The organism is Algoriphagus sanaruensis, assembly GCF_001593605.1.
GTDB classification, from domain to species: domain Bacteria; phylum Bacteroidota; class Bacteroidia; order Cytophagales; family Cyclobacteriaceae; genus Algoriphagus; species Algoriphagus sanaruensis.
The window spans coordinates 2,209,582-2,235,168 of the sequence record NZ_CP012836.1 but is presented as its reverse complement, the minus strand read 5'-3'; the positions used below and the strand labels follow the sequence as shown (position 1 = coordinate 2,235,168).

General features: G+C 41.8%; 18 protein-coding genes. 4 read left to right on the top strand and 14 right to left on the bottom strand.

Features of this window, described 5'->3' with window-relative positions:
• Positions 1-63 precede the first annotated feature (63 nt).
• The 3 genes from AO498_RS09775 to AO498_RS09765 all read left to right on the top strand — a co-directional run bounded on the left by AO498_RS09775 (position 64) and on the right by AO498_RS09765 (position 2,598).
• A complete protein-coding gene (locus tag AO498_RS09775; protein WP_067546691.1) occupies positions 64-447 on the top strand; it encodes a hypothetical protein in 384 nt (127 codons plus the stop codon).
• Positions 448-525: 78 nt separating this feature from the next.
• Positions 526-1,110 carry a hypothetical protein gene (locus AO498_RS09770; protein ID WP_067546688.1) on the top strand — a complete coding sequence of 195 codons (585 nt, stop codon included), beginning with the start codon at positions 526-528 and terminating at the stop codon, positions 1,108-1,110.
• A 96-nt stretch (positions 1,111-1,206) separates the two neighbouring features.
• Positions 1,207-2,598 (top strand): glycoside hydrolase family 30 protein, encoded by a 1,392-nt coding sequence (locus AO498_RS09765; RefSeq protein ID WP_067550401.1) that lies wholly within the window; start codon positions 1,207-1,209, stop codon positions 2,596-2,598.
• Positions 2,599-2,608: 10 nt separating this feature from the next.
• On the opposite strand, the gene AO498_RS09760 is transcribed toward AO498_RS09765, so the two are convergent.
• The 11 genes from AO498_RS09760 to AO498_RS09710 all read right to left on the bottom strand — a co-directional run bounded on the left by AO498_RS09760 (position 2,609) and on the right by AO498_RS09710 (position 17,016).
• Positions 2,609-4,204, bottom strand: coding sequence for a hypothetical protein (locus AO498_RS09760; protein ID WP_067546685.1), 1,596 nt, complete (start codon positions 4,202-4,204; stop codon positions 2,609-2,611).
• On the bottom strand, positions 4,201-6,378 hold the full coding sequence (locus tag AO498_RS09755; protein ID WP_067546682.1) for a hypothetical protein: 2,178 nt from the start codon (positions 6,376-6,378) through the stop codon (positions 4,201-4,203). Before AO498_RS09755 ends, AO498_RS09760 begins: the two co-directional genes overlap by 4 nt.
• The gene (locus tag AO498_RS09750) at positions 6,375-7,538 is read right to left on the bottom strand and encodes a BatA domain-containing protein (RefSeq protein ID WP_067546679.1); all 1,164 of its coding nucleotides are present in this window, start codon (positions 7,536-7,538) and stop codon (positions 6,375-6,377) included. The genes AO498_RS09755 and AO498_RS09750 overlap by 4 nt, the downstream gene beginning before the upstream one ends.
• Positions 7,538-8,404, bottom strand: coding sequence for a DUF58 domain-containing protein (locus AO498_RS09745; protein WP_067546676.1), 867 nt, complete (start codon positions 8,402-8,404; stop codon positions 7,538-7,540). The genes AO498_RS09750 and AO498_RS09745 overlap by 1 nt, the downstream gene beginning before the upstream one ends.
• Positions 8,394-9,386 (bottom strand): AAA family ATPase, encoded by a 993-nt coding sequence (locus AO498_RS09740; protein WP_067546673.1) that lies wholly within the window; start codon positions 9,384-9,386, stop codon positions 8,394-8,396. Before AO498_RS09740 ends, AO498_RS09745 begins: the two co-directional genes overlap by 11 nt.
• Before the next feature lie 6 nt (positions 9,387-9,392).
• Entirely contained in the window at positions 9,393-10,013 is a 621-nt protein-coding gene (locus tag AO498_RS09735; protein WP_067546670.1) for a DUF4159 domain-containing protein, read from the bottom strand.
• A gap of 133 nt (positions 10,014-10,146) precedes the next feature.
• Positions 10,147-11,463: a TldD/PmbA family protein gene (locus AO498_RS09730; protein WP_067546667.1), complete on the bottom strand. Its 1,317-nt coding sequence runs from the start codon at positions 11,461-11,463 to the stop codon at positions 10,147-10,149.
• A gap of 16 nt (positions 11,464-11,479) precedes the next feature.
• A complete protein-coding gene (locus tag AO498_RS09725; RefSeq protein WP_067546664.1) occupies positions 11,480-13,123 on the bottom strand; it encodes a TldD/PmbA family protein in 1,644 nt (547 codons plus the stop codon).
• A 203-nt stretch (positions 13,124-13,326) separates the two neighbouring features.
• Complete coding sequence (locus AO498_RS09720) at positions 13,327-14,577, bottom strand: M14 family metallopeptidase (protein ID WP_067546661.1); 1,251 nt, start codon at positions 14,575-14,577, stop codon at positions 13,327-13,329.
• A gap of 228 nt (positions 14,578-14,805) precedes the next feature.
• Complete coding sequence (locus tag AO498_RS09715; RefSeq protein ID WP_067546658.1) at positions 14,806-16,149, bottom strand: Gfo/Idh/MocA family protein; 1,344 nt, start codon at positions 16,147-16,149, stop codon at positions 14,806-14,808.
• Positions 16,150-16,248: 99 nt separating this feature from the next.
• On the bottom strand, positions 16,249-17,016 hold the full coding sequence (locus tag AO498_RS09710; RefSeq protein WP_067546656.1) for a 3-keto-disaccharide hydrolase: 768 nt from the start codon (positions 17,014-17,016) through the stop codon (positions 16,249-16,251).
• A 136-nt stretch (positions 17,017-17,152) separates the two neighbouring features.
• Between AO498_RS09710 and AO498_RS09705 the strand changes: the two genes are divergently transcribed.
• On the top strand, positions 17,153-19,693 hold the full coding sequence (locus AO498_RS09705; RefSeq protein WP_067550399.1) for a M14 family metallopeptidase: 2,541 nt from the start codon (positions 17,153-17,155) through the stop codon (positions 19,691-19,693).
• 470 nt (positions 19,694-20,163) lie between these two features.
• On the opposite strand, the gene AO498_RS09700 is transcribed toward AO498_RS09705, so the two are convergent.
• The 3 genes from AO498_RS09700 to alaS all read right to left on the bottom strand — a co-directional run bounded on the left by AO498_RS09700 (position 20,164) and on the right by alaS (position 25,471).
• On the bottom strand, positions 20,164-21,276 hold the full coding sequence (locus AO498_RS09700; protein ID WP_067546653.1) for a TlpA disulfide reductase family protein: 1,113 nt from the start codon (positions 21,274-21,276) through the stop codon (positions 20,164-20,166).
• A gap of 91 nt (positions 21,277-21,367) precedes the next feature.
• Complete coding sequence (gene gatB / locus AO498_RS09695; protein WP_067546650.1) at positions 21,368-22,828, bottom strand: Asp-tRNA(Asn)/Glu-tRNA(Gln) amidotransferase subunit GatB; 1,461 nt, start codon at positions 22,826-22,828, stop codon at positions 21,368-21,370.
• A gap of 18 nt (positions 22,829-22,846) precedes the next feature.
• Positions 22,847-25,471 (bottom strand): alanine--tRNA ligase, encoded by a 2,625-nt coding sequence (gene alaS, locus AO498_RS09690; RefSeq protein ID WP_067546647.1) that lies wholly within the window; start codon positions 25,469-25,471, stop codon positions 22,847-22,849.
• Positions 25,472-25,587 lie beyond the last annotated feature (116 nt).

Here is a 25,587-nt window from a genome sequence, read left to right as displayed (position 1 = left end):
ATCCCTCTGCAAATTGCAGGGGGATTTTTGTTTTGTTCGAGATTTTTCTCCTAAATTTTATACATGATTAAACGTTTACTCCTTTCATTCATCTTGATTCTCGGATTTGCGGCATGTGATGCTGTAGATGGTGAGGATAGTGGAGTATTTATTCGAGTTCGAAACAATTCGGATGTCACATTTGATCAAGTCACCATCATCACTGGAAATCGGGAAGGTTTCTTCGGAACTATCCTTCCTAGAGAGAATTCGGACTATCAGCAATTTGAGACTGCTTTTCGATATAGCTCCGTTTTTCTCCGGATAAATGGTAAACCACTCCAGCTAGTTCCTAATGATTATGTCGGTGAAACCCCACTTCGAGATGGATTTTATACCTACAAAATCGGTCTGAGTTCGGCCAACTTAAGTGATGCATCTTTAACGTTTGAATTTTCAAAGGATTGAAGAAAATTGGCTTAGATTCAAAAAAAGTTCAGAAACTAAAATTCAATTCCTTTTTTCCATGAGTTCAATCATTTTGTCATGAAATACACGCTCTCCTTGATTTTTTCCTTAGTTCTGGTGCAATTCACGTTTGCTCAAAACGAACAAGTGATCACGAATCAATTGGAAAAATACTTTGAAGCGACACAAACCAAAGATTGGACTACTATTGTCGAATTGGCGAATCCAAAGATTTTTTCATTTGTCAGCAAAGACATGCTGATCCAATTGTATGGACAAATGGAATCCGATGCAGGAATGAAAATGGATTTTCAGGATATGGAAATCCTTCATATCAAAAAGGAATTTATCCTGAGCGACACCTCCTATGTCCCCGTTGATTATCGCATGCGACTTTTGATTCAACTCAATCCTGATCTTTACCAAACCGAAAAAGAAATCCAACAAATCATGGATGGATTTTCTATTGCTTACTCAGGCCAGGAAATTCAATTTGATCGAGAGGCATTGGAATTTAGCATTCAGGTGAAAAATACCCTCATAGCCAATTCAAAGAAGGATGAGAATCAATGGTATTTCGGGGAATATCGTGCGAATGATCCGATTGCTAAGTTGATTTTTCCCGAAGAAATCCTTTCCAAACTAGAAAAAGGCTGGAATTAAGCACCAAAGATTTTAAGTTTCCTTCTGCTTGGATTCTTAATCCAATTCACAAAATTTGATCCCAGAACACCCCTTATGGATCATTCATCCTTGACCATGACAAAATCACAATTCCTACTAGCGGCTTGTGTAGCGACCTTTTTCGGCTGTCAAAAGCCAATTGAGCCCACACAAGAATATTGGCTTACTGATCCCAAATCAGGGATTTTATTCCAAAAAGTCCAACAAGATCATATTTCCGAAGATTCAATCCCAGAAATTCGAATTGATTCGGAAACCACCTATCAAGCCATGGATGGATTCGGATTTACACTCAGTCAAGGATCTGCTAAGCACCTTCTATCGATGAGTGATTCGGCTCGAACTTCGATCCTTCAGGAATTATTTGGCTCAGGGGAACAGGATATTCGTGTCAATTACCTGAGGTTAGCCGTAGCTGCCTCCGACTTAAATGAGTTCCCATTTTCTTACAACGACTTGGCTGATTCACTCGCCACTGATCCTGAATTGGAAAATTTCAGTTTGAGTTACGACACCCTAGATGTCATTCCAGTATTGAAACAGATTTTAAGTATCAATCCCGAGCTCAAAATCATGGCTTCTCCATGGTCTCCTCCGAAATGGATGAAAGATAATAAGGATACGAGAGGAGGTTCGCTTTTACCTGAATTTGAAGCAGTTTATGCGAACTATTTGGTGAGATACATTCAGGAAATGGCTAAAAATGGAATAGCTATCGATGCGTTGACTATTCAAAATGAACCATTGCATCCGGGCAATAATCCTTCTTTGCTCATGCTTCCTGAACAACAGGCTAGATTTATCGGGCAGCATTTAGGTCCTGCTTTTCAAGCGGCAGGAATCCTAACCAAAATTATCGTCTACGATCACAATGCTGACCGACCTGATTATCCCATTCAGGTCCTTTCAGATTCAATCGCCAATCCATACATCAACGGTTCGGCCTTTCATCTCTATGGAGGACAAATCGAGGCCCTAACGGAAGTTCACCAAGCATTCCCGGACAAAAACATTTATTTCACCGAACAGTGGGTAGGTGCTCCGGGCAGTTTGGAAGGAGATATACCTTGGCATGTCAAAAATCTAGTGATTGGTGCACCAAGGAATTGGGCAAAAACTGTATTGGAGTGGAATTTAAGTTCTAATCCTGAACTAACTCCACATACCGACCGAGGAGGATGTGACCGATGTTTGGGAGCAATTACCATCGAAAAGAATATCGTCGTGAGAAATCCAGCCTATTATGTCATCGCTCATGCCAGCAAGTTTGTGGATGCAGGATCTACCAGAGTAGATTCCAATGAACTACCTGGTTTGGCAAATGTGGCCTATATCCGTCCTGACGGCAAAAAAGTATTGATCGCCTTAAATCATTCTGAATCTCCCATTCAGTTTGCCATTCAAGACAAGGAAACTAGAATTACAGCAACGCTAAATCCTGGAGCAACTGGCACTTGGGTATGGTAGAAAAAATGGTTTAAAAAGAAACTTTTGGCTCCAACCAGATTCCTGCTAAAAAGATCATCATTCCCAACAATCCCACCCAAGGCGAAATTGGACGACCCAGTTCAGTTTCGCTTTTTTGGTTTATAGAAGAGAATTCACTAAAGCGTTTAGCAGTTTGGGCGGTTGGAAACTCATGATTACCATAACTATAGATCGAAAAATTGGCACCACAATCAATCCAGCCTTCACGAGATGGAGCATAAATTCCTTTTGATAAAAGAGGGTTAATCAGATCCTTAGATAACGAAATTGTATCCAAATCAGCTAGCCAAATTTCAGGGACAGAATCACTTTGAACTATTTCAAATTCACTCGAAAATCCTTCAAAAACCGGAGCAGCAAATCGAATAGCGCTTGATTCGTCAGGCTCCATCGCTCCCAATACTTCACCCCAAATACGTTCATATACCGAATTATTTCCTTGAAAAATCAAGGAATAGCTCGATTCCAAAAGACTAATTCCAATTTGGGAATTCCCTAATTGCTGGACAGCAATACGGTCCTCAATCAAAGAGCTTTGGTTTGACTTTGATTTCCAGCGGTAAGGCAAAGCACGCAGTCCAAGATTCAATTCCTCCGAAGCCTGCTCCACTTCAAATTCAGTTTGAAATATCCGATTAACTAGATTGTCTACCTCTTGAGTATCATCCACTTGAAAAATGAGAAGGTTGCCCTTTCCATCTTTCACCCAATCCTGAATATTCCTCTTATTCAATTGGGCAGGATCAATAATCAAAACCTGAACGGAATCTTTTTCCGCATTTGAAGCGATCACCGTCTCTTTTGAAAGTTGAACTTCCTCACTTACTGTCTCACCCTTTTCTCGAAGCCAATTGACAAAAGTCCTTGTTTCTGCGCTGGGAAAGCCCATTTGAATCAGATACTTTTTGGGTAATGCAGGCTCAATAAAATATCGAATCAGGCCCAAGGTATCATTTCCAAGTGTAAAAGGAACCTCAGCTCTTCCTAATCCATTCGATTGAAATTCCAACATTCCCTGATTCCAACCTGGAGATAATTCAACGGAATCCGTGTTGGGAATCAAAACTTTCAACCAAGAGGAAGGTTGGGAGGAATAAATGGAAAAATAGATCCGCTGATTCTCTCCTTTTCTCACAGCACCTTTCCAGGAAATCTGATCGACCAACCCATGTTTTCGAGGAGTAACCCACTGAATTTCTTTGGCTTGAAAAGGATACAATTGCTCAGCAGAAAAATCTTCTCCGAGTAAAATCACCTTCGAGGACCCATCCTGATAATCTGAAATTTCAACCGCTTGCTTGACCTTTAAACTATCTTTCCAAAAGGAAATTTCCTCCTGGCTTAAGCCTTGCTGATAGACGATTAAAGGTTCAATTTTACCTTCCGACTCAAATTGAGGATTAAGAATAACAAGAGCTAAAAAAATCCAAAAACCGAAAAACAAGAGCGATTTAGTCAGGATTCTAGCTTTAGAAACTCCATGATTGGCATAAAGAAAGGAATATCCGAATCCAGCCAAAGCAACCAGAATCAGAAAGATCCAAGCCCAAAAAAGATCAACCAATGGGAGAAATTCAATTGTCATCTGTTTTGCTTTAAATAAGCCTTTTTCAAGGCTGAATTCCCAAATTGACTTGGATCTAACACCTTGTAATTTTTGGAAAGTGGATACAACTTTTCACGGAGAATCTTTTTCCGATTTGCGTCCAATTTTCCTTGTTCCAATTCCTGCAAGGCGACAAGCACCTCCCAATCTTGTATTCCTGAATTTTGCATTCGTTGTGACCAAAGGTGTCCTAATTCTAGGACCTGTTTCTTCTCCTCTTGGCTCAAGTCCTGCTTTTCTAATAAACCCAAAACAAGCGAAGCCAAGGGCTCGATCTGCTGATCCAATTTCGCCTGTTCCTTTTCCAAGCGAGTCTCTAATTCCTCTAATTTACCTGTTAGCCTAAGTTCGGCTTCCTTAATAGGAGGTGGATCATACCCTGTTCGCTTGATGTAAACCCGGGATTTTTGCTGAACAGTTTTGAGCATTTCCAAGGCCTTGTATTGGTAAGGCAGAGACTTTTCAGGTTCAAAAAGCCTCAAATAAAGCTCTGCCTGCCACATTTGATCGAGTGCCGACTTTAAGGCTCCACGAGTGCTCTTTTCGAAATAGGTATTCATTTCCTCCGAATCATGGGCATGCATAAATTCGGACAACAAGTCTTCAACACCTCCAGAGCTGGCGCTTTCGAATTCATGGACATGCTCGCCCTGCTTTTCTCCTTGGATTTGAAATTCGGGATCGTGCTCACCTTCCTGATCATGAAGATGCATATAGCCACTCAACAAGTCTCCATCTTCTCCTTCGGAAATTTCCCCACCGGCACTGGATTCAAACTCTTCTCCGAGATATTGCCCGTAGCGTAGTCGAAGGAGTTTTTGATCATAGCCAATCTCATTGGAAGTGAAATTGAAATCCTTTTCGGACTTTTTGTTCCGCTCAGCAATGAGCTTTTCAGTGTCAATGATGATTTGGCGCTGACTTCGAAAATAATCTGGAAGAACATTGATTGCCATTCCCGCAAATGCCTCCTCACTTTCGTCATTTTCATCGAAATATTTGATGAAAAAGGTATCTGATCTTGAGGTATTCGCTTCCGGTTTTTTATTATCTCTTGCTGACCAGTAGTAATACAATTCATCTCCTGGCTGAAAATCCAGCAAAGAAAGATTCAATTGCACCGCTACATCTTGGCTTTTGAAAAACTTCGTTGGTATCGGAATTTGCGTTTCTCTAAACTTCACATTTTCTCCTCTACCCCGAGCCAAAGTCGCTACGATGACCATTTCTTCAACCAAAAAATCATCAGAAACTTCAGCTCCAAGCATCAGTTTCGGATTGTTTCCTGGAAAAAAGAATTTATAAACTTCCTTTTCCTCCGGTACAATTTCAGGGCTCATGTCCTCGACAGATTCCAAGGTGTAAAATTCCGATTGAAAAACTACCTCATCGTTTTGAATAGCCTGAATGGAATAAATACCTGATCCTAAAAGCTGATCTCGAAGCTGAAACCCTCCTGAATCTTGCTGAAAAGCTAGTTTTTCATTCCTAGAATTGACCAAAAACACGTCCAAATCTTGGGAATTCTGAAAGGTCAACATCCAAGTCAGGATTGAACCCTTCAAAGCTTTGACATTCAGATTGGAAACAGTTTGATCAGGAATTCGGGTATAGGCCGGATACTGAATTTTGACCTCCGCAGATTCGAAGACCGGAAGGCTCGGAAGATTCTGCTCCGATAACTTTTCATCAAGCTGTTCTTCCGCTTGAATCGAGGAAGATTCAGTTGAGGAAGACAAAAAAGAAAAACTGAAATGAAGGATAACCGAAATCAAAAGGATCGAAAGAAATGGCCACAATCCCCTTTTCCAAATGGAAAGGTTGGGAGAAATCAAAGTTCCAATCCGTTGAAGTTGGAGCTTATCCGCAATGGTTAGGTTCGAGTCCTTTTGTAATAACTCAAGACTAAACTCCATTTCTGGCACTTCCTGATGGAGTATTTGAATGGCATTTTGACGCTGATTTTTAAAAGCTCCAAATCCAATTGCTGTAATCAATCCTACAAAAATTGAAAAAACAGCCAAACCCATTCCATTGAAATTGGATCGACCAAAAATGAGAAATATGCTAACTCCAAGAAGCATTGCTTTAAACACTCCATTGATAATCAACTGGCGCTCGATAGATGCGATATGTACTTTCAGGTTTTTCACAATCTAGTACGATATGCTAGGAAACGTTCCAGAAAAAACAAACCCAAAAAGAGAGCTAGAATCAATTCATTCGTATTGGCGACTTGCGCTTTTTGAGCAGTTGGAATGAGTTGAAATTTCTGCTCCAACTGAGAAAAGCTAATGGGAGCTACTTTATTTTCAAATCCAATTTTTTTCAAAATCTGAGCAAGAATCAATTCTGGGAGAATTCCTTTTCGAGTGATTTGATCCCAAGTTTGGAAGCTCGAAGATGCTAAAGCGTATTTTTGATTTGAATTTGCAAACTCCTGATTACCTGTTAAAAATATAAACTGACCTTCTAACAAACTTGAAGGAAGAATGTCAGAAAAAATAAATTGAGCGAAGGCAGAATCCACCTCTTGAAATGTCAACCCATATACTTCTTGGATGGCTGTTAGGGCTCTTAGAATTTCAACTTTCTTATTTTCAGTCAACTCTATAAAGGCCACTGAAATAGGTTCGAAAGGACGAGATGACTCGACGTTTTGCTCAGGCAATTTGACCAAATTCCCAACCTGATCAACTGTAAGCACCTCTCCGGAACCTAAACGAAAAGAGGGATATTTCGGCTTGACCTTAGAGATCGTAGCAATTTTAAATTTGGGATTAACAGGTACCCAATAGGTACTTTTGGGAAAAATGGAAGACTCTAAAGAAGTATAGATATAGAGTGAGTCCACCTGCTCTGGGATTTCATCCAAATAACTTTGGAGGTTTTCGGCTGAAAATTCTAGACTTTTAATAGACTCAAAGGAAAAGCTCGGAAAACCAGAAGCTAACCAAAACACCGATTGCCCAGACTCTTTAGCCTGCGCTAGTTCAAATCGAAATTCCTCCACGACTTGCTCTTCAGGCAAGACAAGATGAAGAATTTTGGATTCTTGGGATTTCAAATCCAAACCACTCCAAAAAATCCCTGCTAGCAACACGACTAAAAGGAAAAGAAGAATCATTCGGATGACTAACAATATCCAGTTTTCTAACTTAAGCGATCGGCTGGACTGGGATTCCTCCTGATTCAGCCAGGTCATTGCTGCCCAATAAATCACCCGCTCCTTTTTTCGATTCCAAAGGTGGATCATTACTGGAACCAATAAGCCCAAAAGTCCCCAAAGTAAAGTTGGCCGAATCCACTCCATCAGACCAGATTTTTAAATGTTAAAATCTTCCGAATAACTGCAGCTAGGGGCTCATTCATGGCAGTGCGTAGTAAGTGCACATTTTTACCTTGAAAGGTTCGATCAAGTTGATCTAGGTAGGACTTAAATTTCCTCTGAAATTCCAGCCTCATCCCACGCCCATTTTGCATGATCTCCAAGGTGGATTCCAAGTCTTTAAAAACCAGTGCTCCATCCAAATTGAACTCTAATTCATGCTGTCCTAAAATCTGAATGAGCAAAAGTTCCTTTCTGGGATGCTGAAATTGCTGGATTAAACTTTCCCATTCCGAATCCTTTTGTAAAAAGTCAGAGACCCAAATCACCAATTCACGATCACGACTCTGAAAAAAGGGGGAAGAAATTGGTTGCATCGGCCATGTACCTTTTGCTTCAGCGTTTTCCAAAATCCCTAAAATGCGTTGAAAGCTCTTGGCCGAAGGACTCACTTTTTGCTCCATTTTTCCTTCTTCCAAAGTGTAAAAACTCAAGGCATCTCCTTGAAGAAAGCCGAGATAGGCCAGCGAAGCCAAGAGATTTTTGGCATATTCCAACCTTGAAAAGCCGTTTTCGGAATAATTCATCGAACCTGAAAGATCAAGCATCAAACGAATTTGAAGATTGCTTTCGGTGGTTGATTCTTTGATCATGTGCTTTCCTGATCGGGAAAAATACTTCCAATCAATTCTGCTGGGATCGTCTCCCGGCTGGTAATGCCGATATTGCTCAAACTCACTTCCTATCCCAACCCGAACACCGGAATGGATCCCCTGTCTCAATTGCTGACTGATCAGTCGAGCTGACAGGCGAAGGTCTTTGAGTTTGATAATCTCCAAATTACTTGGCATGAACTGGGACTTGTTCGACGATTTTTCGAATGATGAAATCGGTGTCTATTTGCTCCGCTTCCGCTCTGAAATGCAATGAAATTCGGTGTCTCAGAACTGGGTAAATGAGTTGCTGGATATCCTCGGGAATTACAGAAAATCTTCCTTTTACGATCGCTCTTGCTTTGGCACAAAGCACCAATGCCTGGCCGGCACGAGTTCCTGCCCCCCATTCTACATACGTTTTCACTTCGGATACTGAGGTGTTTTCCAATCGGGTTGCTCTAATCAGCCTATTGATATAACCCAATAGGGAGGAATCCAAATGAACTTGACGGGACAATTCTTGAAGCTGTTTTACATCTTCTCCACTGAGCACTTTTTGGGGCGAGGATTGATAGGTACCGGTGGTTTTTTCCAATACCTCTAGTTCTTCTTTTTCTGAAGGATACCCCAGCTTGATGTATAAGAGAAATCGGTCTAATTGAGCTTCAGGCAAGGGATAGGTACCACTTTGCTCAATTGGGTTTTGGGTAGCAATGATCAAAAAAGGATTAGGCAAAGCATAATTTTTCCCGGCATAGGTGACCAACTTTTCCTGCATGGCTTCCAGCAAAGCAGCCTGAGTTTTAGGAGGGGTTCGGTTGATCTCATCCGCCAAAACCATGTTAGCGAAAATGGGACCTTGATTAAATTGGAAAAATTTACGCCCCGTACTGTGGTCTTCCTCTAGGATTTCCGTCCCCAAAATATCCCCCGGCATCAAATCTGGCGTAAACTGAATCCGCTTAAAACTCAGCTCCATTACCTGAGAAATGGTTTTTACCATAAGAGTTTTGGCAAGTCCGGGTACCCCTTCCAAAAGACAATGCCCTCCTGCAAGCAAAGTGATGATGACCTCATCAAGAACTTCCTCCTGACCTACGATAACTTTTGCTATTTCCTTTTTAAGCTGTGGAATTTTACCCACCAGCTCTTGATATTGAATGAGTGCCGTCTCCAAGTTGGTTTATGTTAAAGCATACACGACAATATTGACCCCAAAGCGGGTATTGTCAATTTTATTAAATCGTTTATTTCGAAAATCGTAATCCCACTCACAGCCGTAATCCTTATTGCTGTATAGCACTCCGATTCGACCATTGATCTCAATGGCTTTCAAATAGTCATGAACCAAGTCATCTCCCCAACCATTAAGCTCGAAGGAGGTAGTCGGAGGACCATCTTCAAACTTGAAGAAACATCGATAAAGCCAGTGGTCATTGGGGATTTTTTGTAAAGATTCCGGACCAAAAGTTCGCTCCATTTCCTTTTCAAAGGATTTGGCAAAAAGCCCGTCGATATCATGATTGCAGTCATCCACAAAGACAAAACCACCCCGCTCCACATAGTTTTTGAAAATCTGCCGCTCTTGCTGGGTAAACTCCACGAGCTTGTGCCCGCTGAGGTAGCAAAATGGGCTTTTGTAGATTTCTTCACTACTCAGCTCGATCACTCGCTCTTTTTCGTCCACCGGAATCGTGGTGTATTCCACCAAACTATGCAGGATATTGGAGGGCATACGTTGATCCGTATCCCAATTGCCAGAAGTGTATTTGATTCGGGTGAAGAAGAAGTTGGTTGTTTTCATCGGTCAACAGTCGGATAGCTATCGGACTACAGCCATTTTGTATTCATTTTAATGATAAATCCACAGACCGACATTCGGAGGATTCACTTGCGTAAATTACTCTCGACTGTGGTCTGTGGACTGTTGGCAAACTTTAAACAGCGTCAGACAATGAAGTAAAGGTAAAGTCACGAATCTTCATCGGTGGAACCATATTTCCACCAGTTCGCTCTGGTTTACCCATTGCTTCGATGTTATTCAGCATGATAATCGGACTCTCATTGAATCGGAAGTTTTTCACTGGGAATTTGATCTGACCATTTTCTATATAAAAAGTACCGTCTCGGGTAAGTCCCGTGTAGAGCAAAGTCTGAGGATCTACCGCTCGGATATACCAAAAGCGAGTCACCAAAACACCTCGTTCCGTATTTCTGATCATATCCGCGAGAGATTGATCCCCACCTTCGAAAATCACCCCACTAGGTCTTGGAACAGGATTAACACCTTGCTTTTGCGCCCAATAGCGGGAGTAGAACATGTTTTTCACGACACCATTTTCTACCCAAGTTGTTTTTTCGGCTGGAAGGCCCTCGGCAGTCCAAGGTGCAGCAGGAATATCAGGATGATTCGGATCTGAATAAATATTTACGCGTTCGTCGAAGAGCTTTTCTCCAATTTTGGTACCTCCACCCTTTTTACTAAGGAAACTTCTCCCCTCATCTGCACTTCTTGCATCCATTCCGAAAGTCAATAATCTAAGAAGATCATTGGCAGCCATAGGCTCGAGAATCACCGTATATTTTCCTGGTTCAATCGCCTGGGCATTCACTGACGCACGAGCTTTTTGCACGGCAATATTGGTTACTGGACCAGCCTTCAATAAGCTTGCATCATTGAAATCTCTCCCAGCATAGCCTGAGCCTGTTCCATCTGCTGTCCGAACGGTAACTGTAAAATCTACCGATGTTCTTTGGTTATAGCCAAAAAGGCCTTTGCTATTTCCTGTCGCTACAAATCCTGAAAAATCCTCCAAATACCCAGCTGCAGTCAAGTTATTGTCTTTACAAGGCTTAATGGAATCGATCGCAAGTTGCGCTCGATAGTCTGGATTAATCGAATTAGTTGCTGGAGCGAATGTTTTAGCTTCAGCATAAGTTTGAGGACCTAGCATTGGCATGTACTCAGGATTTTCAGGAGCAAGACGAGCGATCTCTTCAGCTCGAGCTACTGCTCGCTTGAGTGATTCATCATCGAGCTCATTGATGGTCGTAGAACCTGATTTTTTTCCAAAAACAGAGGTAATGCTTAATCCAATTTCATCTGTTTCTCCACTGGTATTTACCGTATTTCTTGCATATCGAATATTGCCAGTCCGACCACCACTGAGGGTAACTTCTGTCTCGTCTGCTTGAGCAAAAGATAAAACCTTATCGATAATCGCTTTTGCTTCTTCTTTGGTTAGTATAGCCATGATGTTGATTTAAAATTTAAATGGATCTACCTGTGTTGATTACATTGACTCCGTCAAATCGGGTAGTCGAACTGCCATGGGACACAGCAGAAACTTGAGAAGGTTGTCCTTTTCCATCAAAGAATGATCCGAACAATCGGTAATCATCTTTGTCACAAATGGCTGAGCAACTGTTCCAAAATTCTTGGGTGTTGGACTGATAGGCAACATCCTCAAGCATTCCGGCGATCTCTCCATTTTTGATTTCATAGAAAAGCTGTCCACCAAACTGGAAATTGTATCGCTGCTGATCAATGGAATAGGAACCTCTTCCCAGGATGTAAATTCCTTTCTCGATATTCTTGATCATATCATGCGGGCTCATTTTTTCTGTTCCTGGACGAAGGGAGACATTTGGCATTCGCTGAAACTGAACCGAGCTCCAGTTATCGGCGAAGCAGCAACCATGAGATTCTGGTTCGTTGATAATTTTGGCTTGATCACGAATAGCCTGATAATTCACCAAAACCCCATTTTTGATCAAATCCCACTCTTTGGATTTTACTCCTTCATCGTCCCAACCTACATTTCCTAAGGAATGAGGCTGTACTTTATCCGCAACAATATTGACTAGATCGGATCCATATTTGAAGTTTTTAGTCTCCCATTTGTCAAGCGTTGCAAAGCTAGTCCCAGCATAGTTTGCCTCGTATCCTAGCACACGATCAAGCTCCAGTGGGTGTCCCACAGATTCGTGAATGGTCAATCCCAAGTGATCAGGATCAAGCATCAAATCATATTTTCCAGGAAGCACTGATTTAGCAGAAAGCTTTTGTTTTGCTTGGTTTGCTGCTCCTATGGCATCCTCAACCATGTCATAGCTATTTCTATAGCTATTAAATCCAGCAGGATTCATGAATTTTTCGGAAGCCAATCCGTCCAAATATTCATAGCCCATACCCATTGGAGCACTCAAGGCCTGACGAGATCGGAAAACTCCTTCTTGTCGGTTTACTGCTGTTACGGTGAAGTTTGGCCAGATCCTGTGAATATCCTGATCGATGTAAGAGCCATCAGTAGAAGCAAAATATTTTTGCTCATTGACCATAAAAAGAGCTGAATTGACAAATGCAGCTCCATTATCAAGTGCCGCATTATTAACAGAAAGCAAAAGATCAATTTTGTCTTTTACTGGCACTTCCATCGCATTTTTTTGGATCGGAGTTTTCCAGCTTACCTCTCCGTAGGACTTCACAGGAGCCAATTCAACAGGCTCATCCTGAAGTTTGGAGTTAGCTTTAGCAATAGCAACTGCCGTTTCAGCGCACTTCTTAATTCCATCAGGAGTAACGTCAGAAGTCGCAGAAAATCCCCAAGTTCCATTTGCAATCACTCGGATCCCGACGCCAAATGATTCAGCATTGGTAATTCCTTGGACATTTTTCTCCCGTGTGAAAAGGAATTGCTGCAAGTATCTTCCGATTCGAACATCGGTATAAGTAGCTCCAAGACCTCTTGCCGTATTTAAGGCCACATCCGCGAGTAGTTTTTTAGCCGCGGCGTCCATGCCAGACATCATGAGATGCTCGGCAGCAACCGGCTTGCTAAAGGCTGCAAGACTGGGAACCATCATAGCCCCCAAGCCCAAGCCTGAAAGATGAATAAAATCTCTTCTCTTCAAGGGTTTGTTAGTTTATAGTTTAGGTTAATTACTCTGAAGTCAAAATGTAAACTGATTCTGAGGGAAATTCAAAACCTTTATTACAATGGCGGAAAATTGGGTTTTAACTGGCGGAATGCCGTTTGAGACTACCCCTAGTTTACAAACCGGAGGTGAAACAAAAATTCATTTTCAATCTTTCTAGAAAGATTGAAAATCGAATTCTAATCTTCTTTGAGCAAAAACTTCATGAGCATTTGCGCAGTCAACTCCCCCTTTTTTCGAATAAGTGGTCGAGGCGTATTATCCCCAACTTCAAAAGTCATGGATTCAGCTCCGTGTTCAAAAAAGAAATAGGAACTGGAAGTAACCCCTCGCTGATTTCCTTCTCCGGGGCGAATATTGGGATGATACCCTTTTATTTTTTTGGAGGAAGCTTTGATCACTTTCGGAACTAAACCGGGAGAATTCCCTTGAAGGTCCTCATTCATCGTGTAAAAAATATCTTCCCAAGTGGCATGAAAATCAGCAGCAAAGTAAAACTTACCCCCAGTTTCTTCGACCTTATTTTTCATAAAATCTGTCAACGCTTTGGTTTCCGGCTGATTCAAATTAACCCAATCTCGATTCGTGTCAATTCCTCCTGCATTATGTCTCCAGTGTCCATTTGCTACTCCGTCTGGATTCATCATAGGCAACACATAGGTATTGTATTTTTGACGAAACTTTTTGGCAAGCCGTGTATCTCCACAAATGGTCTCTACAAATCCCTTCAATGCAAGGTACCCTGGGATTTCAGGAGGATGCTGCATAGAAATAGCCATCACCATTTTTGAATCATCCGCCTCACCAATTTTCAACATCTCTAAACTTCGCCCTTGAGCACTTTCCCCAATTTTTGATTTTGAAACAAATGGATGACGCAGCAATTCGTTTTTCCAAACCTCCGCATGATGCGTGCCCACCAAATCCTGCGCGGCAATCCACAGCGTATCTCTCGATGCACTAACTTTCAAAAATGCTTTTTCTGGTCTGCCTTTTTCATGGAATGGTTGAAAAAACCGACTTGAATCCGCATTCTCGAAGCGTTCCCCGTCTAAACTGATTTTCGGATAGTAACGATGAAAACCCTTTCCAGCATAGTTAAACTCAATCCAAAAATCTTGGGAGTGATTAGACCAAAGTTTAAATGCATACCATGGACTAGGATTAATCGGTTCATTTTCTGGCAAAAGAATCACTCGAACCAAGGTGTCGTTTACCCTCTCCGCTTCATTGAGTCTTGCTCCATCAAATTGGTTGGAAAGAAAAATCCCATTTCCGACGTCCCAACTTTGTTTCTTTTGAATAGAAATAGGTCTATCTACGGTTTCTATTAGTTGAATTGGGCCTTGGCCTTCCCACTGAACAACGGATTTACAGGCCGAAAATGTGATCAGAAGAAAAAGGATAACAGCGAGTTGAGGGGATTTCATCTGTTTATTTTTTGATTTTCAAGGGTTGGATGAAATGCCCTTAGTTTATAACTGAGTGAAAAGATTTACTCAAGTTCTGCATTTCATGTGCTGAAAATAATAGAAAAACCCTCCAGAAACTTTCCGGAGGGTTCGTAAATCATACTTTGTACTTTCAATGAGATTGCTTCGTCGCCTCCGTCATTCTCTAACCATCTTTTGTACCTTGAAGGGCTCCTCGTAATGACGTTACACCTTCGGCACCTGCCATCCATTGTGATAGTTTGCCTTCATCAACTGATTTGCATCTGAATCGGTAAACATATTTTTGGCAGCATCCCAATAGACTTTTTTGCCTGTCTTATACGCAATATTTCCCATCTGAGCATTGATCGCGGCTACTGAACCGGTCTGAATGGCACATTTGAGCAACTTCGGATCGTTGGCGGTAACAGCTTCGACAAAATTCACAGCATGGAGATCTAAAGCACTTGGTCCAGAAGGACGAGTATGAGGAACTTCCTCTACTTTTGGCTTGCGCTGTCCATCCACATTTTCTGTTTCAGGAATTACTTTCCAGCCTCCTCGGTTGACGACCAAGGTGGCGTTATTACCAATGAATGCGATACCTTCTGTAGTTCCGTAATTTCCTCCATCAATACCTGTGGCATGTTCCCAAAGCATATTGAATCCTTCGTATTCATACACCGTCTGCAAGGTATCTGGAGTTTCTGAAGCATCGTCAGGATAAGCGAATTTACCCCCAGAAGCCATCACTGATTTTGGTGCACTTACACCCATGGCATACAAGGCAATATCGATCTCATGTACTCCCCAGTCTGTCATTAAACCTCCGGCATAATCCCAAAACCAACGGAAATTGAAATGGAATCGGTTGGCATTAAACGGACGCTTGGGTGCAGGTCCTAGCCACATATCGTAATCGACTCCTGCGGGCGCTGGTCCGTCCGGAACAACAGGAACTGGCTTCATCCAACCCTGATAAGCCCAGCATTTGACTAATCGAATTTGGCCTAGTTTCCCTGATTTTACATATTGAATGGCTTCATCGTATTGGGAGCCGGATCGCTGCCATTGACCAACTTGAACGACTTTTCCATACCGTTCTTGGGCTCTAACCATGATTTGGCATTCTTCAATCGTATTGGCAATGGGCTTTTCTACATAGACATGCTTTCCTGCAGAAACGGCATCCACCATATTCAAACAATGCCAATGATCCGGAGTACCGATGATGACCACATCAATATCTTTATCTTCCAGCATTTTGCGGTAGTCTCGATACTGCTTAGGACGTGTACCTCTCAACTTGAAAACATCCTCGGTTCGCTGGTCAAGCACACTTTGATCAATATCACAAAGTGCCACACAATTCACCTGAGGGATTTTTAGATGTGCGTTCATGTTGGACCAGCCCATTCCTTTGCATCCAATTAATCCATAATTGATTTGATCATTGGGACCGATTGATCGTGTAAAACGGCCGAAATCAGCCGCTGTGAGCACACTTGGCATGCTCAGTCCTGCTCCTAGGAGCATGGTATTTTGTATAAATTTTCTTCTTGAAGACATGGTTGTTATTGGATTATTGGTTAACGGGAGAAAAGTGAAATTTCGGATTTGGGATTTCGGATGTCGGAAGATTTGAAATCAACCCTCCGAAATCCGAAATTACAACGGCCTCACCCAAATATTTCTGAATCGCACTGGATTCCCATGATCCTGCAATTTGATCGGAAGTTCCTCAGCATGAGCTTTGTAATTTGGAATTCCAATGTATTCAGTAGGACCTCTCAAGATCACGTTATTCTGAACTACCACGCCATTGATTAAAACAGTTACGGTAGCAGGTGAAGTCAAAATGCCATTTTTGTCAAATCGAGGAGCTCTAAAGATGATGTCATAATAATTCCACTCTCCAGGAGCTCTAAGCGGATTCACCAAAGGTGGATATTGCTTGTAAATCGAACCTGCTTGTCCGTTAGTGTAGGTTTTACTTTCGTAGCTATCCAAGATTTGAACCTCATACATTCCCATCAAGAAGAATCCTGAATTGCCTCTACCTTGACCTTCTCCTACGATTTCGGTGGGAGCCGACCACTCTACGTGGTACTGAGCATCTCCAAAAGGAAGTTTGGATTGGATATCGCCTTTTCCGCGAACAACTACCAATTCCCCGTTTTCAATTTTCCATTCAGCAGCACTTACGCCATCTTTTGCGGAAACGAAATTATTCAAGCTTGAACCATCAAACAGAACGATCGCGTCTGAAGGGGGAAGGTTATTTTGGCTTCCCGGAGTAATTTTAGGAGGAACTGGCGTATAAAATTCGGTCGCCTGTGGTGGAATTGGAGGAGGGGTTTGAGTTTGCTGGGCAAAGGTTAGCTGACTCAACATCAGACCACTTGCAACTACGGCAAGCGAAAACAGATTTTTCATAGTACAATAGATTATTTTAGGAAACTTTACTTCACCGATAAATTACAGGAAAAAAGGCGTGAAACGGAAAGCCGTTGATGGATTTTTGCTGGATTTGCCCAATTACTTTTCTACTTTTCAAGAAAAAATTAACAGCATGCAAAGACATTTACTTGGTTTGATTTTAGGCTTATTTCTTTCCCTACAAGCCTTTGCACAGGAAGAATACTTCTTCCCAGGAGAAAAATTTGATCCAGCTATCCCTTCCCCTTCTCAGTTTCTAGGATACCCAATTGGGGATTGGCATACCCGGTATGACTTGATCGTGAAATACTTTGAAAAACTCGATCAACTCAGCGAAACAGCCAAACTCCAAACCATCGGTTATACCCACGAGCATCGTCCTAAAGTCATTTTGACGATTGCTTCTTCTGCCAACATGGCGAATCTGGAGCAAATCCGCCAAAAACAGCTTCAGCTTGCTGATCCTTCCCAAGCCATGCCAGATGTTGCCTCCATGCCTTCTATCATTCACCTTGGTTATGGTGTACATGGAAACGAACCTTCCTCTGCCGAGGCGGCAATGCTTACTGCTTATTGGATCATGGCTGCACAATCGGATTTGGCTAAAAATATCAGAGCGAACGCAGTAATCCATATTGATCCAACTTTAAATCCTGATGGACGAGACCGTCACAGCCTTTGGGCAAACTCCAATAAAGGATTCCCAGCGGTGGCTGATCCTTTGGATCGCGAACACAATGAAGCTTGGCCTGGAGGAAGAACAAACCATTATTGGTTTGATTTGAACCGAGATTGGCTTCCGCTTGCGCATCCTGAATCACAAGTTAAAGTTGCTTGGTACCATCAGTGGTATCCCAATGTGACTACCGATTTCCACGAAATGGGAACCAATAGCACCTACTTCTTTGAACCTACCAAGCCATATGGTTCAGAAAACCCAGTAGTTCCTCGCAAAAACTATGACGATATCAACCCACGTTTTGCGAAGTATTTTGCCAAATACATGGATCAAATCGGCAGCCTATACTGGACCAAGGAGGTCTTTGATAATAGCTATCCAGGCTACGGATCTACCTATCCTGATATTCATGGAGGACTAGGTTTGGTATTTGAGACGGCAAGTTCTCGCGGTCATATTCAAAGCAGCCAACGCGGAGATATCACTTTTGCCTTCACTATCCGAAATCATGTGGTCAATTCCCTAGCTACAATGGAAGCCTCTATCGACAATCGGGAGTACATGCATGATTATTTACGCGAATTCTTTCAATCTGCTGTTGCGGAAGGAGCTAAAGACCCCGCTAAAAACTATGTCTTCGGAGATGAATTTGACGAAAGTAGAAATAGGCTTTTTGTCCAGTTTTTATTGGATCATAAAATCAAAGTCTATGAAAATACAGCTGATCTAAATCTCGGAGGTCAATCCTTTAAAAAAGGAAAATCTTGGGTGGTACCAACGAGCCAGCCTCAATACCGCATGGTTCGCACCATGTTTGAATTTGAAAAGGAATTTGCGGATTCAGTTTTTTATGATGCCTCAGCTTGGACCATGGCCGCAGCTTACGGGATGCCATTCGTAGCAGCGCCTACCGCAAAAGCAGGAAATTTGGTTTCAGAAGTAAAAGCTAACTCTCATACATTTCCAGAAGGCAAAGCCTATGCATATTTGATTGACTGGTCTGATTATTATGCACCTAAAATGCTTTTTGAATTGCAAAAAGCAGGAATTCACGTCGAATCAGTTCACCGTCCATTTTCCTCTCAAACCCAAGATGGAAAAGTGGATTTCTCTGCAGGCACCTTGATGATCCCAATGGGATTTCAAAAAATGGGCACTGATGAAGTCACTTCTAAAATCAAGCAACTGGCGGCAGCAAATTCTCAAAAAGTATATGCTGTACAAACAGGTCTAAACCTAAGTGGTATCGATTTAGGTTCGAACCTAGTTTCTGCTGTACAGCATCCCGAAGTGATTATGCTTGTTGGAACAGGTGTCAATTCGTATGAAGCAGGTGAGATTTGGAATTTACTGGATCAGCATTTAGGCATGCCAATTACCAAAGTGAACATGGAGCAATTTGGCCGTGTCAATCTTCATGCTTACAATACCTTGATTTTACCATCTGGGAATTACAGTTCGCTTTCTGAAGGTCAGATCAACCATTTGAAGGATTGGGTCAATCGTGGTGGCACCATAATTTCTATGAAAAATGCCTCACTTTGGCTCAACCGAATTGGTATCACTAACGAGGAAGCGGTGAAGCTTGAAGGGGAAAAGGAACCCTCATCTCTGCCATTCAATACCCGAAATGACTTTGAAGGAGCCAAGGAAGTAGGTGGAAGTATTTATTTGGCCGAACTGGATTTAACTCATCCTATCGCCTATGGTTACCACCGAAAAACTCTCCCTGTGTATCGAAATACAGATATTTTCATAAAGCCATCTTCTGACAAATACCTGACTCCGATCAAATACACTGCGAATCCTCACTTGGGTGGTTACATTTCCAAAACTAATCTGGAGAAATTAAAGCAAAGCGCCGGCGTTGTTATTTCCTCTGCTGGTCAAGGTAGAGTGGTACATTTCTTCGATAGTCCAAATTTCAGAGGAACTTGGTTTGGCACAAACAAATTGTTTTTGAACGCCATTTTCCATGGAAACAACATGGACTAAGGATTTGAAAAGTCCTCTCATTTTATCGCTTTATAAATAGGAAATTTCCTTTCTTACTTGATTAAAATCAGAGCGAAGTATCAAACAACAAGTTTTCTAATCATTCATTTCAAGCCGTCAATTCTAATTGACGGCTTATTTTTTAATATGTATATCCGCTTTCTTACCAGTAGGCCTCACACTATAAATAAAATCCCGCTTGAAGTTCAGTTTTAGTCAACTTCGGTCTTCGGTCTTCGGACTTCCTACCGCCAAACCAAAGGAATTTTAGATTGTGGTGCAATTGCGGATAATCATATTATTTAGAAATGGATTGGTGCATTCAAAAGAATCGGAATACGGATATTGGCTTTTTCTAAAAGCCTACCCAATGCTTCTCTGCAACCCGAAGAATCTTGAATTAAAGAGAACAAAAAAAACCGCTAAACTTTCGATTTAGCGGTTTTTCTAAGTTTTCACTGGTGAGAAGATTAATCAAATAACTCAGCCAATTTATTTTCAAGGCTTGGACCTCTAAGGTCTTTTGCGATGATTTTTCCATCTGGATCCAACATGTAAGTTGCTGGAATTGCATCAATTTTATAAAGCTCGGCAGCTAATGAATTAAAATACTTCAAATCAGAAACCTGAGTCCAAGTCAATCCATCATCAGCAATAGCTTTTACCCAATCTTCTTTGCTGCGATCCAAGGAAACGCCAAACACTTCAAATCCCTTGTCCTTGTATTGATTATAAAGACGAACGACATTCGGGTTCTCGGCTCTACAAGGCTTACACCAAGCCGCCCAGAAGTCAATCAGCACATATTTACCTCTTAAGTCAGATAGTTTTACTAGATCACCATTTGGAGTAGGTAATTCAAAATCAGGAGCTACTTGACCCACAGACAGGGAACGCATCTCATCCAATTGCTGCTTCATCTGCATAATGCTGATCGTACCTGGATATTTATCATTTAATCTAGAGATCAGATCATCGATAAATGGAAAGTCGCTTTTTGGATTGAGCAAGCCCACTGCAGCCAAACTCGCAAAGGAATCTCCCATGCTGCTAATGGTTTCTTTAACTCGATCAGCTTGCTGAGATTCCAACTGCATGGCTTCAAGTTGGATTGCCTTGATGGTTTCCGAATCATTTTTGCTCATGGCTTCATAGTACTTCTCATTGAGCTGGTTTACCGAAACTTGGTATTCTTCCATCAATGTCTCAAGTTTTAGCATTTCCTGAGAATCCCTTGATCCTTCGATGACCAAGCTGGAAGGCTCATTGAAATTGTAAGAAACAGCCACATCCTCATCCAACAAAGCCAAGCGAACTACTCGCTGACCATACAGATTTAATTCGTAAAAAGTCGGCGTGGTCACTTCCAATGAATAGGAAAATTCTCCGTTAGCTGACACCTCCAAGGTATCTAAGACCTTTGGACGACTGTCAGTAAATTGAGAAAGCACCACCACTCCTTCCGGAGCATTTCCGATTTTTCCAGAAATCTGAACCTTGCCTTCCTCTTTTGTCCCATTTCCCCCGCAGGAAAATAGGGCCATCATGGACATCACTAAAACTCCCAACATGCGTGTTTTCATTCGTTTATTTGTTCAATTATTTTATCCCGACTCTTTTTGGTGTGTTTTTACGGATCAAAGAATGAAAGCCGCAATTCACTTTACCATCGGGTCAACTTTTCAATAATTCCGTTAAAATCTGAGTTGCAACCTTTGGATCAGCCTTACCCTTGGATTTTTTCATGACTTCCCCCATAAACATCCCCATCAATCCTTTTTTACCGGATCGGAACTCAGCGACTTTTCCAGCATTTTCTGCTAGAACCTGGGCCACAATTGGCTTCAGAGAATCTTCATCACTTTCTTGGATCAAATTCAACCGATGCGCAATATCTGCCGGACTTTCAGTTGGATTTTGAATCAGCTCGGGATAAATCCGCTGGGAAGCACTTGTGAAAGATACTTTTCCCTCATCAATGATAGCAATCAAATCCGCAATTTTCTCAGGATGAATCGGGAACGAACTCATAGTTAAAGCCAAATCATTCAAGGAAGATTTGATAGGCCCCATCATCCAGTTGGAAGCAGCTTTATAATTTGTTGTTTTGGTGCAAAGTGCTTCAAACCATTCCGCCATATCTCGCTCCTCTGTCAAAAAAGCCGCATCATAGGCCGGTAGACCGTAGACATCGACAAACTTATGAAAGAGCTCCTTGGGTAAAGATGGCATCTGAGATTGTGCCGAGTTCAGCCATTCTTCAGAGATGACAATCGGACTAAGATCAGGCTCAGGGAAGTACCTATAATCATTCAAATCTTCCTTAGTCCGCATTCCTGCCGTCAATCCTGTATTTGCATCAAACGTTCTTGTCTCTGAAATGATCGGCAAGCCTTGCTCAAGAAGTTCAACTTGTCGCTCAAACTCATGTTCAATAGCTCGGGCTACATTTCGGAAGGAGTTCATGTTTTTCACCTCCACCTTTTTCCCATATTCCGAAGAACCTTTGAGCATGATGGAAACATTGGCATCACAGCGTAATGAGCCTTCCTCCATATTTCCATCACAAATCTCCAAGTATTTCACCAGTTTTTTGATTTCTGCTAGAAATGCGGTGGCTTCTTCAGAAGTACGGATATCCGGCTCAGAAACAATCTCGATAAGAGGTGTTCCAGCCCGGTTAAAATCTACCAAGGTTTCAGTTTCGCCTGCCAAGTGGATTGACTTTCCAGCGTCTTCCTCCATATGGATGCGATTAAGACGGATTTCTTTTTCCGAACCATCGGATAAGATGATCGGAACTATTCCTCCGACACAAATTGGAGCCTTATCCTGCGTGATTTGGTAACCTTTTGGAAGATCTGGATAGAAATAGTTTTTTCGATCAAAAGTGGTAAATCGAGTGATACTTGATTGACATGCTAAGCCCATTTTGATCGCAAATTCCACCGCCTTTTTATTCACTTTGGGAAGGGTTCCCGGATGACCTAAGGTAATGACAGAAACCTGCCGATTGGGCAAGTTTCCAAACTGGGTAGAATCTGCGGCAAACATTTTACTCTCAGTTTGAAGTTGGGCATGAACTTCAAGCCCAACCACCAACTGATACTTATCTTTTACTTCTTCGCTTAGCATTAGACAATTTTTCAGCGATTACAAAAACATTTCTCGGGCCTTATCGACCACCTTATCCAAACCAGAAAGATCTTTTCCTCCTGCTGTTGCAAAGAAAGGTTGACCTCCTCCTCCACCTTGGATTTCTTTAGCCAAATCCCTTACAATTTGTCCTGCGTTGAGTCCTTTTGCAGATATCAATTCCTCATCAAGAATGACTGCAATTTGTGGTTTATCCTCAATTTGGGCTGCAAGAATAATTAGGGCTTGGGCGACTTCATTTTTCAATTCATAGGCCAACTTCTTCAAAGAATCAGCATTCGGCAAAGCGACTTTAGCAATAAGCACACTCATGTCTCCTTTAGAAACAAACTGGCTCATCAATGAAGTTTTTACGCCAGCTGCTTTTTCTAGATGCATTGCCTCAATTTCTTTTTTAAGCTCATTGCGTTCTTGAAGCAGGGATTCTACTGCCTTTTTCAAATCCTTTGGATTTTTCAATAGATCCGCCAATTCCTTCACCAAGGCTTCTTGACCTCGTAAGTATTCTTCCGCAGTCTTTGAAGTGATAGCTTCCACTCTCCTAACGCCAGCAGAAATTGATCCTTCGGAGGTGATCTTGAATAATCCAATCTGAGAAGTAGATGGCACATGGGTACCTCCACAAAGCTCTACTGAAAAATCTTTATCAAACGTGATCACGCGCACAAAGTCTCCATATTTTTCGCCAAAAAGAGCTGTTGCTCCCATTTTTTTAGCTTCCTCGATTGGCACATTTCGCTGCTCAAAGAGCTGAATATTCTCTCTGATTTTCCCGTTTACGATATCTTCCACTTTGGAAATTTCCTCTTCGGTCATTTTACCAAAATGAGAAAAGTCGAATCTTAGCAAATTCTCATTGACCAAGGAACCGCGTTGCTGGATATGATCTCCCAATACTTCTCTTAGGGCAGATTGAAGCAAGTGCGTTGCAGTATGGTTATTCATAGTCAGCTGACGCTTGGTTCGATCTACTTCTGATGAAAACCGAGCCTTTGGATTTGAAGGAACCTTTTCCACAAAATGAACAATGAGGTCATTTTCTTTTTTGGTATCCAAAACTCGAATCTTTTCAGAATCAGAAATCAACCATCCCGTATCGCCTACCTGACCACCACTTTCCGCATAGAAGGGCGTTTTATCCAGTACAATTTGGTATCGGTCACCCTTCTTATCTGAAATTGTTCGGTATTTGATAATGTGGGAAAAGGTCTCCGTGAAGTCATAGCCAACAAATTCAACCCCTGAATCTTCATGAACCATTACCCAATCGCCGGTTTCCTGCTCGGAGGCTGCTCTAGACCTGGTTTTTTGCTTTTCCATTTCCTCACCAAAGCCTTTTTCATCCACGGAAAGACCATTTTCACGGGCAATCAATGATGTCAAATCCAGCGGAAACCCATAGGTATCGTACAATTCAAAGGCAGTTTTGCCAGGAATTACAGTCTGATTTTTTTCTTTTAGCTCAGCCTTAATGGATTCAAGCATTTTTAATCCATTGTCCAAAGTTCTCAAGAAAGAGGCTTCTTCCTCCTGAATCACTTTTGCGATAAACTCCTGCTGTGCCCGAACTTCAGGGAAAATATCTCCAAAATACTCCGCAATCAAAGGAGTAAGCTCATGAAGAAATGGCTGATGAAAGCCTAAAAATGTATAGCCATATCGAACGGCTCTTCGAAGAATTCTTCGAATTACATAGCCTGCCTTATTATTAGAAGGGATCTGTCCATCTGCGATAGTAAATGAAATGGCCCGAATATGATCGACAATGACTCGGAATGCGATATCATCTTGCTCATTAATTCCGTAGGTCTTACCGGATTTTTTCTCCAAAGCCTGAATGAATGGCGTAAATAAATCCGTGTCGTAATTGGATGACTTCATCTGGATGGCTCTCACCAACCGCTCAAAGCCCATCCCAGTATCTACATGCTTGGCAGGAAGTTCTTTCAAACTACCATCTGCTAATCGGTTGAATTGCATGAATACGAGATTCCAAATCTCGATTACTTGCGGATGATCATTATTCACCAAATCTCGACCTGGAATTCCTGCTCGTTCTTCATCGGTTCTGAGATCGACGTGAATCTCTGAACATGGTCCACAAGGTCCCGTATCACCCATTTCCCAGAAGTTATCTTTCTTAGAACCCATGATGATTCGCTCTTCAGGAACAATGGACTTCCAAAGGTCATAAGCTTCTTGATCCTTTTCGAGATTATCACCCTTATCCCCTTGAAATACAGAAACATAAAGACGATCCTTTGGTAACTTGTAAACTTCAGTTAAAAGCTCCCAAGCCCACTCGATCGCTTCCTTTTTGAAATAATCCCCAAAGGACCAGTTACCTAGCATTTCAAACATGGTGTGGTGATAGGTGTCAACCCCCACCTCTTCCAAATCATTGTGCTTCCCACTTACGCGAAGGCACTTTTGAGAATTAGCTACTCGTGGATATTTGGCAATTTCATTGCCGAGAAAGGCATCCTTAAATTGATTCATCCCCGCGTTGGTAAACATCAGGGTAGGGTCATTTTTGACCACTATAGGTGAAGAAGGAACGTACTGATGGTTTTTGGATTGAAAAAACTCAATAAATGTACTTCGGATTTTTTTGGCTTCCATGCAAGGTAAGGAGATGCAGTTTTTTGTTTCATTCCCCGTATTGGGGCTAAATTTTGGCTGACAAAATTAACAGAATTGACGGGCTTATCCGTATTACCTACAGGAAATTAACATGG

Bases quoted from the DNA above. Each gene is read 5' to 3' on its own strand.
- AO498_RS09745 (WP_067546676.1), bottom strand. From the start codon at position 8,404: ATGCCAAGTAATTTGGAGATTATCAAACTCAAAGACCTTCGCCTGTCA.
- AO498_RS09765 (WP_067550401.1), top strand. From the start codon at position 1,207: ATGACAAAATCACAATTCCTACTAGCGGCTTGTGTAGCGACCTTTTTC.
- AO498_RS09720 (WP_067546661.1), bottom strand. From the start codon at position 14,577: ATGAAATCCCCTCAACTCGCTGTTATCCTTTTTCTTCTGATCACATTT.
- AO498_RS09770 (WP_067546688.1), top strand. From the start codon at position 526: ATGAAATACACGCTCTCCTTGATTTTTTCCTTAGTTCTGGTGCAATTC.
- AO498_RS09760 (WP_067546685.1), bottom strand. From the start codon at position 4,204: ATGACAATTGAATTTCTCCCATTGGTTGATCTTTTTTGGGCTTGGATC.
- AO498_RS09715 (WP_067546658.1), bottom strand. From the start codon at position 16,149: ATGTCTTCAAGAAGAAAATTTATACAAAATACCATGCTCCTAGGAGCA.
- AO498_RS09775 (WP_067546691.1), top strand. From the start codon at position 64: ATGATTAAACGTTTACTCCTTTCATTCATCTTGATTCTCGGATTTGCG.
- AO498_RS09700 (WP_067546653.1), bottom strand. From the start codon at position 21,276: ATGAAAACACGCATGTTGGGAGTTTTAGTGATGTCCATGATGGCCCTA.
- AO498_RS09710 (WP_067546656.1), bottom strand. From the start codon at position 17,016: ATGAAAAATCTGTTTTCGCTTGCCGTAGTTGCAAGTGGTCTGATGTTG.
- AO498_RS09735 (WP_067546670.1), bottom strand. From the start codon at position 10,013: ATGAAAACAACCAACTTCTTCTTCACCCGAATCAAATACACTTCTGGC.
- AO498_RS09705 (WP_067550399.1), top strand. From the start codon at position 17,153: ATGCAAAGACATTTACTTGGTTTGATTTTAGGCTTATTTCTTTCCCTA.
- alaS (WP_067546647.1), bottom strand. From the start codon at position 25,471: ATGGAAGCCAAAAAAATCCGAAGTACATTTATTGAGTTTTTTCAATCC.
- AO498_RS09750 (WP_067546679.1), bottom strand. From the start codon at position 7,538: ATGGAGTGGATTCGGCCAACTTTACTTTGGGGACTTTTGGGCTTATTG.
- AO498_RS09730 (WP_067546667.1), bottom strand. From the start codon at position 11,463: ATGGCTATACTAACCAAAGAAGAAGCAAAAGCGATTATCGATAAGGTT.
- gatB (WP_067546650.1), bottom strand. From the start codon at position 22,828: ATGCTAAGCGAAGAAGTAAAAGATAAGTATCAGTTGGTGGTTGGGCTT.